This is a genomic window from Sphaerotilus sp., from assembly GCF_013299175.1.
Lineage (GTDB): Bacteria > Pseudomonadota > Gammaproteobacteria > Burkholderiales > Burkholderiaceae_C > Sphaerotilus.
Genome location: NZ_JAAFKF010000006.1, coordinates 1 through 12,323, shown reverse-complemented (window position 1 = coordinate 12,323; position 12,323 = coordinate 1). Strand labels below are relative to the sequence as shown.

10 protein-coding genes and 2 pseudogenes are annotated in these 12,323 nt (G+C 63.5%); 9 read left to right on the top strand and 3 right to left on the bottom strand.

The genetic code is table 11. From position 1 onward, the window contains the following. The first annotated feature begins 84 nt into the window (after positions 1 to 84). The 6 genes and pseudogenes from QZW52_RS02040 to QZW52_RS02015 all read left to right on the top strand — a co-directional run. Positions 85 to 3,165: a type I restriction endonuclease subunit R gene (locus tag QZW52_RS02040; RefSeq protein WP_293994632.1), complete on the top strand. Its 3,081-nt coding sequence runs from the start codon at positions 85 to 87 to the stop codon at positions 3,163 to 3,165. Between the two features lie 36 nt (positions 3,166 to 3,201). Further along, positions 3,202 to 3,807, top strand: a complete 606-nt coding sequence (fic, locus tag QZW52_RS02035; protein ID WP_293994629.1) for a protein adenylyltransferase Fic — start codon at positions 3,202 to 3,204, stop codon at positions 3,805 to 3,807. A 61-nt stretch (positions 3,808 to 3,868) separates the two neighbouring features. Beyond that, a complete protein-coding gene (locus tag QZW52_RS02030) occupies positions 3,869 to 5,158 on the top strand; it encodes a restriction endonuclease subunit S (RefSeq protein WP_293994626.1) in 1,290 nt (429 codons plus the stop codon). Continuing rightward, positions 5,155 to 6,210 (top strand): UPF0149 family protein, encoded by a 1,056-nt coding sequence (locus QZW52_RS02025; RefSeq protein ID WP_293994623.1) that lies wholly within the window; start codon positions 5,155 to 5,157, stop codon positions 6,208 to 6,210. The genes QZW52_RS02030 and QZW52_RS02025 overlap by 4 nt, the downstream gene beginning before the upstream one ends. Positions 6,211 to 6,239: 29 nt before the next feature. Further along, the gene (locus tag QZW52_RS02020) at positions 6,240 to 7,853 is read left to right on the top strand and encodes a type I restriction-modification system subunit M (protein WP_293994620.1); all 1,614 of its coding nucleotides are present in this window, start codon (positions 6,240 to 6,242) and stop codon (positions 7,851 to 7,853) included. Between the two features lie 2 nt (positions 7,854 to 7,855). After that, positions 7,856 to 8,086, top strand: a pseudogene (locus tag QZW52_RS02015) (hypothetical protein); the annotation flags it as partial. A 74-nt stretch (positions 8,087 to 8,160) separates the two neighbouring features. Here the strand turns inward: QZW52_RS02015 and QZW52_RS02010 are convergent. Continuing rightward, complete coding sequence (locus QZW52_RS02010) at positions 8,161 to 8,523, bottom strand: hypothetical protein (RefSeq protein WP_293994615.1); 363 nt, start codon at positions 8,521 to 8,523, stop codon at positions 8,161 to 8,163. Between the two features lie 479 nt (positions 8,524 to 9,002). Here QZW52_RS02010 and QZW52_RS02005 point away from each other — a divergent pair, with 479 nt between their 5' ends. From QZW52_RS02005 to QZW52_RS01995, 3 genes are read left to right on the top strand one after another with little or no spacing between them, the layout of a single operon-like run. Further along, entirely contained in the window at positions 9,003 to 9,806 is an 804-nt protein-coding gene (locus tag QZW52_RS02005; RefSeq protein ID WP_293994612.1) for a 5-oxoprolinase subunit B family protein, read from the top strand. Further along, positions 9,791 to 10,831: a 5-oxoprolinase subunit C family protein gene (locus tag QZW52_RS02000; RefSeq protein WP_293994609.1), complete on the top strand. Its 1,041-nt coding sequence runs from the start codon at positions 9,791 to 9,793 to the stop codon at positions 10,829 to 10,831. Before QZW52_RS02005 ends, QZW52_RS02000 begins: the two co-directional genes overlap by 16 nt. A gap of 25 nt (positions 10,832 to 10,856) precedes the next feature. Beyond that, a complete protein-coding gene (locus QZW52_RS01995; RefSeq protein ID WP_293994606.1) occupies positions 10,857 to 11,645 on the top strand; it encodes a LamB/YcsF family protein in 789 nt (262 codons plus the stop codon). 13 nt (positions 11,646 to 11,658) lie between these two features. Here the strand turns inward: QZW52_RS01995 and QZW52_RS01990 are convergent, their stop codons facing one another. Together QZW52_RS01990 and QZW52_RS01985 are read right to left on the bottom strand one after the other, a co-directional pair. After that, on the bottom strand, positions 11,659 to 12,036 hold the full coding sequence (locus QZW52_RS01990) for a tetratricopeptide repeat protein (RefSeq protein WP_293994603.1): 378 nt from the start codon (positions 12,034 to 12,036) through the stop codon (positions 11,659 to 11,661). A gap of 31 nt (positions 12,037 to 12,067) precedes the next feature. Further along, positions 12,068 to 12,323 (bottom strand): annotated as a pseudogene (locus tag QZW52_RS01985) (hypothetical protein); the annotation flags it as partial.

Sequence of the window (12,323 nt, the reverse complement as noted above, 5' to 3'; positions counted from 1 at the left end):
CCCGCCGATGGCGGGCCTTTTCGTTTTTGCAATGCCACAATTCGTGGTTTGTCGCCCTGCGTCGCCCCTCCTGACCGTGCCCACATGCCTTCATCCAAGTCCACTTACGATCGCAGCGCGGGCGCACCCGGTCTTGTCGTCAGGGAGGAGCAGATCGAATACGGCTTCATCGGCAAGCTGCAAGACCTGAAATACGAATACCGTCCCGACATCCGGGACCGGCTCGCACTGGAGCGCAACTTCCGCGAGAAGTTCGAGGCGCTCAACCGTGTCCACCTGAGTGATGGCGAGTTCGCACGCCTGCTGGAAGACATCGTCACGCCGGACGTCTTCACCGCCGCCCGCACGCTGCGCGAGCGCAACGCCTTCACGCGCGACGACGGCACCCCGCTGAACTACACCCTGGTCAACATCAAGGACTGGTGCAAGAACACGTTCGAGGTGGTCAACCAGTTGCGCATCAACACCGACCACAGCCATCACCGGTACGACGTTCTCATCCTCGTCAACGGCGTGCCCTGTGTGCAGATCGAGCTGAAGACGCTGAACATCAGCCCGCGGCGGGCGATGGAACAGATCGTCGAGTACAAGAATGACCCGGGCAACGGCTACACCCGGACCTTGCTCAGCTTCGTGCAACTGTTCATCGTCAGCAACCGCACCGACACCTGGTACTTCGCCAACAACAACGCCCGGCACTTCACGTTCAATGCCGAAGAGCGTTTCCTGCCGATCTACCAGCACGCCGACGAGGCCAACCAGAAGATCACCCACCTCGACCACTTTGCCGAGACCTTCCTGGCGAAATGCACGCTGGGCCAGACCCTGAGCCGCTACATGGTGCTGGTGGCCAGTGAACAGAAGCTGCTGCTGATGCGGCCCTATCAGGTCTATGCCGTCAAGGCCATCGTGGACTGCATTCACCAGAACTGCGGCAACGGCTATATCTGGCACACCACCGGCAGCGGCAAGACGCTCACGTCCTTCAAGGCATCCACCTTGCTCAAGGACAACCCGGACATCGAGAAATGCCTGTTCGTGGTGGACCGCAAAGACCTGGACCGCCAGACCCGCGAAGAATTCAACCGCTTCCAGGAAGGCTGCGTCGAAGAAAACACCAACACCGGCGCGCTGGTGCGTCGTCTGCTGTCGGACGACTACGCCGACAAGGTCATCGTCACCACCATCCAGAAGCTGGGCTTGGCGCTGGACGAGAACAGCAAGCGCAACCAGCAGCAGAAGAAAGCCGGCCGGGCCAGTTACAAGGAACAACTGGCACCGCTGAGCGACAAACGCATCGTCTTCATCTTCGACGAATGCCACCGCTCGCAGTTCGGCGACAACCACCAGGCCATCAAGGACTTCTTCCCCAAGGCGCAGCTCTTTGGCTTCACCGGCACCCCCATCTTTGAAGACAACGCCACCGCCCGGCAGATCGAAGGCGAAGAGGCGCAGCTCAAGACCACCGAAGACCTGTTCCAGAAGCGGCTGCACGCCTACACCATCACCCACGCCATTGAAGACGCCAATGTGCTGCGCTTCCATGTGGACTACTACAAGCCTGAGGGCAACAAAGCCAAGGCACCGGCGCCCAAGCCCGGCGAAGCCTTGGCCAAGAGGGCTGTGATCGAGGCCATCCTCGCCAAGCACGACACCGCCACTGCCGGGCGCCGCTTCAATGCGATCCTGGCCACCGCGAGCATCAACGATGCCATCGAGTACCACGCCCTGTTCGGCGCGCTGCAGCAAGCCAAGGCCGAGGCCAACCCCGACTTCGTGCCCCTGAACATCGCCTGCGTGTTCTCGCCGCCCGCCGAGGGCGACGCCGACGTGAGGCAACTGCAGCAAGACCTGCCGCAGGAAAAGGCCGACAACGAAGAAGACCCCGAAGGCAAGAAGGCGGCGCTCAAGGCCATCCTGGCGGGCTACAACGCGCGCTACGGCACCAACCACACCGTGGGCGAGTTCGACTTGTACTACCAGGACGTGCAAAAGCGCATCAAGGACCAGCAGTGGCCCAACGCCGATTACCCCGCAGCGAAGAAGATCGACATCACCATCGTGGTGGACATGCTGCTCACCGGGTTTGACAGCAAGTACCTGAATACGCTGTACGTGGACAAGAACCTGAAGCACCACGGGCTGATCCAGGCGTTCTCGCGCACCAACCGCGTGCTCAACGGCAGCAAGCCCTACGGCAACATCCTCGACTTCCGCCAGCAGCAGGACAACGTGGACGCGGCCATCGCCCTGTTCTCCGGCGAGAAGACCGGCGAGCAGGCCCGCAAGATCTGGCTGGTGGACAAGGCCCCGGTGGTCATTGAAAAGCTCGATGCGGCCGTGCAGAAGCTGGCCGACTTCCTGCAGAGCCAGGGTCTGGCCTGTGCACCCGAGGCGGTGCCGCAGCTCAAGGGTGACGAGGCCCGCGCGGCCTTCATCAAGGCGTTCAAGGAAGTGCAGCGGCTGAAGACCCAGCTCGACCAGTACACCGATCTGACCGACGACAACGCTGCCGCCATCGAGGACATCCTGCCCCGCGAAGACCTGCAGGCGTTTCGCGGGGTGTACCTGGAGACGGCGCAGCGGCTCAAGGCGCAGCAAGACCAGGCCAACCGGGAAGGCGAGGGCGCCGTCGCTGGTGCGGTGGATGAACTCGACTTCGAGTTCGTGCTCTTCGCCTCCGCTGTCATCGACTACGACTACATCATGGGCTTGATGGCCCGCTTCTCGCAGCAGGGCGCGGGCAGCGGCAAGCTCACGATGAGCCGCGAACAGCTCATCGGCCTCATCGCGGCAGATGCCAAGTTCATGGGTGAGCGCGACGACATCGCCGCGTACATCGGCACCCTCCAGGCGGGCGAAGGTCTGAGCGAGCAGGCCATCAGCGAGGGCTATCTGCGCTTCAAGAAGGAAAAGGACGGTGCCGAGCTGGCTGGCATGGCCTCTCGGCATGGATTGGCCGTGGACGCCCTGCAAGCCTTCGTGGACGGCACGCTGCAGCGCCTGATCCTGGACAGCGATGCGCTGAGCGACCTGATGGCGCCGCTGGATCTGGGCTGGAAGGCGCGTGCGCAGGCCGAGACGGCGCTGATGGCCGAGTTGATTCCGCTGTTGAACAAGCGGGCGCAAGGCGGTGAGATTTCAGGGCTGAGTGCGTATGAGTGAACAGCCGCCAACCACCCCCAACGCAAAGGACACACCATGGTCTTGGCCAACAAACTGAATATTGCAAGCCAGGTTGAACTCAACAGGGCGGAAGAAAAGCTCAGCAAGCAAAAAGCCAAGCAGTTGTTTGAAAGCGGCGATATCGATAAGGTGGACGTGGGTACCTTTGCCGGCTTGGCGTATGTCCATGCGTATCTGTTTGATGAGGTGTATGCCTTCGCCGGGCAAGTGCGCGACGTGAATCTGGCGAAGGGTAATTTCCGGTTTGCGCCCGTCATGTACTTGCAGCAATCGCTGACGCACATCAGCGCCATGCCGCAGCAGAGCTTCGAGCAGATCATCGAAAAATACGTGGAAATGAACGTGGCCCATCCGTTTCGCGAAGGCAACGGGCGCGCGACACGCATCTGGCTGGACTTGATGCTGAAAAAAGAAATCCGCCAGGTCATCGACTGGAACGCGGTGGACAAGGCCGAGTATTTGTCGGCCATGGAGCGCAGCGTGGTGAAAGACCTGGAAATCAAACACCTGCTCAAGAGTGCCTTGACTGACCAGATCAATGACCGCGAGCTGTACATGAAAGGGATTGACGTGAGCTACTACTATGAAGGCTACAGCGAGTACCGGGTGGAGGATTTATGAGGCAAGGGAAGAAACCACCCCGCCCCTTCGGGGCACCCCTCCTTGGAAAGGAGGGGATAAATTGAGCGCCGCTACCAACTCTCCCCCTGCCAAGGGGGAGTACCCCGAAGGGGAGAGGGGGTTTCTTCCCACGCTGCGGTTTCCGGAGTTTCGTGATGCAGGTGAATGGGAGAAAAGAAAAGCTGGATCGCTTTTTGCCCATCGAACTACAAAAGGTGGTCAAGACCTTCCGATCTATTCCGTCACAATGAATGATGGAATGGTCAGGCGCGATTCTTTGGATCGAAAGGTTGACGACATCGAGGATGCCGCCGGCAATAAGAAGGTGTGCCGAAACGACATTGCCTATAACATGATGCGCATGTGGCAAGGCGCTATGGGCGTTGCACCAGAAGATTGTTTGGTGAGTCCCGCCTATGTCGTGCTCGCACCGAATAAGGATGCCGCTCCACACTTCTTCCAGTATCTGTTCAAGCTGCCTGCAATGCTGCAGTTTTTGACATCACACTCTAGAGGGCTGACCAAAGACCGCTTGCGACTGTATTTCGATGATTTTGCCAAGATGGAATTTCGATGCCCCACGGTGAAGGAGCAGCAACGCATCGCTGACTTTTTGGCTGCCATCGACGAGCACATTGCCACCAAGACTGAGCGGCTCGATAGCCTGAAGACCCACAAGAAGGGCCTGATGCAGCAGCTTTTTCCCTGCGAAGGTGAGAGCCAGCCGCGTGTGCGGTTTCCTGAATTTGGAAACGATGAGCAGTGGGGAAATGTTAGCTTGGGAGAAATTTCTGAAATCAAACTCGGAAAGATGCTAGATAAGCAGAAGAATACGACCGGGTATCTTCTCCCATACCTTAATAATATCTCAGTGAGGTGGAATGAGGTTAACGTCCTTGATCTACCTCAAATGTATTTTGATGATCGAGAACTTGAACGATTTGGATTGAAGTCGGGAGATGTCGTCGTTTGTGAAGGCGGTGAACCAGGCCGTGCGGCCGTATGGGATGGACATTTGCCTGATCTGAAATTCCAGAAGGCAATTCATCGTGTTAGATTTAATGTGCCTTTCGAGCCAAAGATTTTGGTGCTGCTTCTTGAAAGTATTTCTGGAACGCCACAATTCGAAATGCTTTTCACCGGAGGGGGGATTAAGCATCTAACCGGTGAAACATTCTCTCGATTGAAGATCCCACTTATTCCCGTCCCAGAGCAAAAGCGAATCGCTGACTGCTTCACCTCCCTCGACACCCTCATCACCGCCGCCACCCAAGAACTCGACACCCTCAAAACCCACAAGAAAGCCCTGATGCAGCAATTGTTTCCAGCACAGGAAGAGGTGGCCGCATGAATGTCCCGAATGACGACGAGATCAAACTCATCCACTCGCCACTGACACGAACCCACAGCGCCGACGGCCACACGCTGCACATCCAGATCTACCGCAGTCCGGACAGTCCCTGGATTCTCGAAATCGTGGACGAGCAGGGCACGTCCACCGTCTGGGACGACCCGTTTGACACCGACACCGCGGCGATGGAAGCCGCTTTCGTGGCGATCGAGACCGAGGGCGTGCTCAGTTTCGTGGCCCAGGCCCAGCAAGCGGCCGAGGAAGCCGAGCCCGAACTGCTGCGCAAGCTGGCCCCCGCGCCGCAGAATCGACCACCGTCCGGCGGCGCCCACGACATGATGACGCCACTGTCGGACGAGGAACTGGACGCGCTGGAGCTGTTTCTGCTGGACCTGGACACAGACGAGGGCATGACGCTGGACATGCTGGACGGTTTTCTGCACGCCATCGTCATCGGGCCCGAGACGCTGCTGCCCAGCGACTGGCTGCCCAAGGTGTGGGGACAACAGGACGCCGACGAGATGATGCCGCCTGCAGCGGACCTGGACGAGGTCCAACGCGTCATGGGCTGGATCATGCGCCACCACAACAGCATCGTGTCGGACTTCGAGCAGCACCCGCCGCAACCGCAGCCGCTGTGGCCGACGGTGCAGCATGGCCAAGGCGACCAGGTCCGCGAGTTCGAGGATGCCGAGGCCTGGGCCTATGGGTTCGTGCAAGGCGTCAAGCTGAACCCGGCCGCTTGGCAGCCCTTGCTCAGCGATCCACAGGGTCGGCGGTGGTTTCGACCGATCGGCTTGTTGGGCGCCGATGGGTTTTCGGCCGATCAGGACGCACTGACCCGGAAACCCGAACAGCGCGAGGCGTTGGCGGCCGACATCGCAAAGAGCCTGGTGCGGATCCACGCCTTCTGGCTGCCGCTGCGGCAGGCCGTTCAGGAGCGTCACACCGCGCAACGGATGCGCGCCAAGGTGGGCCGCAACGAGCCTTGCCCCTGTGGCAGCGGCAAGAAGTTCAAGAAGTGCTGCGGCGCACCCTCTGAACTGCATTGATTGATTCGACAGCGACAAGAAACAGCGCCATGACCGACGAAAAACAGAAACAACTGGGCAAGACCCTCTGGGCGATCGCCGACCAACTGCGCGGCGCGATGGACGCGGATGATTTCCGCGACTACATGCTGTCGTTCCTGTTCCTGCGTTACCTGTCGGACAACTACGAGACCGCCGCGAAAAAGGAGCTGGGCAGCGACTACCCGAAGGTCGATGCCGACAGCCACCTGGTGCCGCTGGCCGCCTGGTACGCCGACAACCCGGCTGACGTGCCGACGTTCGAAAAGCAGATGCGCCGCAAGGTGCATTACGTCATCCAGCCCGCGCACCTGTGGAGCAGCGTCACCCACCTGGCGCGCACACAAAGCCTCGACCTGCTGACCACGCTGCAGCAAGGCTTCCGCTACATCGAGACGGAATCGTTCGAGAGCGCCTTCGCCGGCCTGTTCTCCGAGATCGACCTCGGCTCGACCAAGCTGGGCAAGTCCTACACGGAGCGCAACAACAAGCTCTGCGCCATCATCCAGAAGATCGCCGAAGGGCTGTCGTCGTTTTCCACCGACGTGGACACGCTGGGCGATGCCTACGAATACCTGATCGGCCAGTTCGCGGCCGGCTCGGGCAAGAAGGCGGGCGAGTTCTACACCCCCCAGCAGATCTCCGACATCCTCTCGACCATCGTCACGCTGGACAGCCAGGAACCCAGGACCGGCGCCCGGCAGCGCCTCGACAGCGTGATGGACTTTGCCTGCGGTTCAGGCTCGCTGCTGCTGAACGTGCGCCAGCGCGTGAAGAAGGCCGGCGGGACCATCGGCAAGATCCACGGCCAGGAAAAGAACGTCACCACCTACAACCTCGCGCGCATGAACATGCTGCTGCACGGGGTGAAGGACACCGAGTTCGAGATCTTCCACGGCGACACCCTCACCAACGACTGGCCGATGCTGCGCGAACTGAACCCGGCCAAGCAGCCCAAGTTCGATGCCATCGTGGCCAACCCGCCGTTCAGCTACCGCTGGGAGGCCAGCGACGCGATGGCGGACGACGTGCGCTTCAAGAACCACGGCCTCGCCCCCAAGTCGGCGGCGGACTTCGCCTTCCTGCTGCACGGCTTCCACTTCCTGAAGGACCAGGGGGTGATGGCCATCATCCTGCCGCACGGCGTGCTGTTCCGGGGCGGTGCGGAAGAGCGCATCCGCACCAAGCTGCTGAAGGACGGGCACATCGACACGGTGATCGGCCTGCCGTCCAACCTGTTCTATTCCACCGGCATCCCGGTCTGCATCCTGGTGCTGAAGAAGTGCAAGAAGCCGGACAACGTGTTGTTCATCAACGCGGCCGAGCACTTCGTCAAAGGCAAGCGCCAGAACCAACTGACCGATGAGCACATCGCCAAGGTCATCGAGACCTACCAGTTCCGCAAGGAAGAAGCACGTTACGCGCGCTGCGTGGAGATGGCCGAGATCGAGAAGAACGACTTCAACCTGAACATCTCGCGCTACATCAGCACCGCGGTGGGCGAGGCGGAGATTGACCTGGACGCCACCCACCGCGAACTGGTCGAGATCGAGAAGACGATCGCAGCGGCCAAGGACAAGCACAACCGATTTCTGATCGAGTTGGGGTTGAAGCCATTGCCATAGGGGTCTCGACCTCGACCCGCAACTTCCCGAACCGGCTGGGCAAGAACACCTTCGTGTACCTCGCCTCGGCCGAACTGGCGGCGATTGCGTCCAAGCTGGGCCGCATCCCGACGGTGGCCGAATACGCCGCCGACATGGGCGTGATCAACAAGGACAGCAGCAAGATCTACACGTACCTGAACTTCGACCAGATCGAAGAGTACGCGGACGTGGCCAAGGGCGTGACCGCCTGAGGGTTCTGAGTCGCTGCAACGCAAAAAGCCCGCCGGGGATGCCCCGGCGGGCTTTTTTCATCGCGTCACACGGATCAGCAGCGCGTGATGCCAGGGCCACCGCGCTTGCACGGCGGCACGACGATCACCGGCGGCGGCGGTTGCGGATGCACCGGCGGGCGCGTCACCGGAGGACGGATCACCGGTGGTGTGACCACGGGCGGGTGATCACGCGGGCCGTCACGGTCGCCGGACTCTTCGTGCCGGTCACCGCCGGCGTGCTGAGCGTCATGCCCAGCACCCTTGCCACCCTTGGCGTCGTGGTGTGCGGGTTTTTGTGCTTGTTGCTGCACGGGTGCGGCTTCGCGCGGGCCGGCGGCTTGTGCCTGGACGCCGCAAAGCAAGGTGCCTGCGACAGCCACGCAGGCCAGCAGTCGTGCGCTGCATTGGATTGCCATGTTCCACTCCTGAGATTGTTCGGAATTCCCCCGACAAAGTGCGGGTGATAATGATTCTAGGGGTAATTCCGTGGCGAAGAGCAGCCTGTCCTTTGGTCAATTCTTAAACTACCAGAAAGTCTAGTTTTAATATATTGGGTGATATGGTAAGAGAACTTGCATGGTAATTTTGGTAAAAAAATACTGTAGATGAACGATCTTAACGAAAGATCATGTATTTTGAATGATCTTGTTGAAGATGATTGTGCGGGCGGTCTGACATCGGCTGGCGGCGACTTGTGGTGTGGGGACATTATTCCGGTCCCAAAACCGCAAATTGGACTTCAACTGATAAATATGATTACCAACTGGGGGGCGATATTTTGTTCCCTGACGTGGTCGTCCCATCCTGTTACAGCTTGGCGGGGCAGACTGCACAGAATCGACGGGCTTGCCGGCATGGCGGCATGTGGGTGGACAGGTCAACCAAAGGGCATGGCGTGAACGAAGAGACCCGAGCCGATCCGCAGCCGCCGCGCTGCGTGCCTGCCCGGCTGTTGCCGCTGGGCGATGGGGCGTGGACGGTGGAGTTCGGCGACGAGATCGCGCTGGCGTTGCAGGCGCGGGTGCTGCAACTGGCCGAGCACATCCGCGCCCTGCGGGGCGTGGACCCGGTGCTGGACGGCGTGCAGGACGTGGTGCCGACGTTCCGCTCGCTGACCGTGCTGTTCGATCCGCTGCATACCGATGCCGATGCCCTGGGTGCGCGCCTGCTGGAGTGGAGCGTGGCCGAGGTGGCGGGGGTGCCGGTTGGACGCGGCTGGCGGCTGCCGGTGTGCTGTGCGCCGGTGTTCGCGCCGGATCTGGCCGCGGTGTCGGCGGCGAGCGGCTTGTCGGCGCAGGCGGTGGTGCAAACGCTCACCGCCACGCGCTTTCGGGTCGGCATGATCGGCTTCATGCCCGGATTTCCCTACCTCAGCGGTTTGCCGCCGGTGCTCGCCATGCCGCGGCTGGCCACACCGCGCAAGGCCGTGCCGGCGCAGTCGCTGGCGGTGGCCGGGGCGATGTGCTGCGTGTACCCGTGGGAGAGTCCGGGGGGATGGCGCTTGCTGGGGCGGGTGCCGCTGCCGCTGTTCGATTTGCAGCATGGCGAGGCCCCGGCGTGGCTGGCGGCGGGGGACCGGGTGCGCTGGGTGGTGGTGGACCGCACCGAGCACGACCGCCTCGCCGCGGACTGGGCGCGTGGTGTGCTGACACGGGCTGATTTCCTGGATCCCGAGGAGCCGGCATGTCGGGCGGACTGATCGAGATCGTCTCTGGCGGGCCGGGCTGGACGGTGCAGGATGCCGGCCGCATCGGCCACCGCCATGCCGGCATCGCGCAGGCGGGCTGCCTGGTGCCGCCGCTGGCCTGCGCCGCCAACGCCTTGGCGGGCAATCCTCCGGAGGCGGCCTGCCTGGAGTGGCGTGGCCTGGGCGCCGTGCTGCAGGTGGTGTGCGGGCCGGTGCGGGTGGCGGTGGCGGGCGAGCGCAGCGCGGCCGTGTCCCGTGGGGGCGGGACGCTGCGGCCCATGCCCCGCTGGTGCAGTGCCACGCTGGCCGAAGGCGATCGGCTGCACCTCGGTGTGCCGGCCAGCGGCTGCGCCTACGTGGCGCTGGGGGGTGGTGTGCAGGTGCCGCGGGTGCTGGGCAGCCGCTCCACGCATGTCCGCACGCGCCTGGGCGGGCTGGAGGGCCGGATGCTGCAACCCGGCGACCGGCTCCCGTGCAACCGCCGACCACCGGGTCCGGCCGGTGAGCGCAGGGCGCAGGGTCCGTATCCGCTGCCCGCTGGCCCGATCCGCGTGCGGTGGGGTCCGCAGGACGACCACTTCACCGGGCCGGTGCGGACGCAGTTTCTCGCCACCGACTGGTGGGTCACCCCGGAGCAGGACCGCATGGGGATGCGGCTCGCCGGCCCGCCGCTGGCACACATCCGCGCTGCGGCTGCCGACATCGTGTCGGATGGCGTCGTGCCCGGCGCGGTGCAGGTGCCAGCGAATGGCCTGCCGATCGTGCTGCTGGCCGATGGACAGACGGTGGGTGGTTACCCGAAGATCGCGACCGTCATCCGGGCGGACTTGCCACGTCTGGCGCTGGCGCTGCCGGGCAGCACGCTGCGCTTCGAGGCCGTGGACGCTGCGACCGCCCGCCAGGCGCTGCTGCACGCCGAGGCACAGGGCCGGGCGTGGGTCGCTGCGCTGGCGCCGTGCCAGCCGGTGGGGTGGCTGGATGACGCGGCCCTGTATGCCGAGAACCTCGTCAGCGGCGTGTTGCGGGCCGAGCCGTGAGGCCTTTTGATCTGCAGGAGTGACCGTGCAACCCATCGATGCCCTCAATCTCAACGCCGACCTCGGCGAAAGCTTTGGCGCCTGGTCCATGGGCGACGACACGGCCATGCTGGACGTGGTGGCCAGTGCCAACATCGCCTGTGGTTTCCACGCGGGCGATCCGATGGTGATGCGCCAGACCGTGTGCGCCGCGCTGGCGCGTGGGGTCAGCCTGGGGGCGCACCCGGCGTTCCCGGACCTGCAAGGCTTCGGCCGGCGTCGCATGGAGCTGTCGCCACAGGAGCTGGCGGCGATGCTGATCTACCAGATCGGCGCGCTGCAGGGCCTGGCGGCGGCAGAGGGCGGCCGGGTGACGCATGTGAAGCCGCATGGGGCGCTGAGCAACATGGCGTGTGCCGATGCGGGGTTGGCCGAGGGGGTGGCGCGGGCGGTGCGGGCGGTGGACCGAGAGCTGATCCTGCTCGCACCGGCGCATTCGGTCCTGGCCTTGGCGGGGGAGCGCGCCGGGCTGCGGGTGGCGCTGGAGGTGTTCGCCGACCGGGCCTACCAGGACGATGGGCAACTGGTGCCGCGTGCGCTGCCGGGCGCGGTGCTGCACGGTGCTGCAGCGTGCTGGCAGCAGGTGCAGCGCATGGTGGAGGCGCAGGCGCTCGTCAGTGTCCACGGCCGGCGGCTGCCGACGGCGATCGACAGCGTCTGTGTCCACGGCGATGGCGCCGAGGCGGTGGCGACGGCACGGGCCGTGCGTGAAGGGTTGGCCGCGGCGGGGGTGGCGGTGGTGCCGCTGCCCTGTCTGGCACGGTTGGCGGGCTGAGCCGCGGCAGGTCTCAGGGGCGCGAGGTAGCGACCTGGACGGCTGGTGGGGTTGCACCTGCATGGTGCGGAGACAGGACAAACGCCAGGTTGTACTGCGCGCCTTCGAGTCCCTGGGCAACGGCCTTGCGGTACCACTCGGCCGCCGTGCCAGGGTCGCGCGCCACGCCATCGCCGCGCTCGTGCATCAGGCCGAGGCTGCGCTGGGCGCGGGCATCACCGCGGGCGGCGGCGTTGCCGAACTCTCGCAACGCCACGTCGTGTCGGCCACGCTGGTATGCCGCTACGCCCTCGTCATAGCCGGCCCAGGCCGAGGTCAGAGGAAGGCTGGCCAGCATGGGTGCAAGCACGCGCAGGCTGGTGCGCAGGAAGGGGGTGGGGAATGTACGCATGGTGCGATCCTGCGTGGTACGCACTCGCCCTTCAAGGTCGCATTGCACGACCTGCGCCGGTCTGCCGGTCCAGCCACGCCGCGATGCCTTGCGCGTTCAGTGTCACGTCCATCTGGAGCAGGTCGCGCACCCTGTCGTCCGGCAGCGTGACCCCCGCCGCGCGGGCCGAGGCGCGCAGCGTGGACAGCACGAGCGCCTCCAGCCGCTGCAGCCGTGGTGGATCGGTGGCGGTGTCGCGGTCTGCCGCCAGCGCGCCGGATTCCCACAGGTCGAGCAGCGCGCGGAAC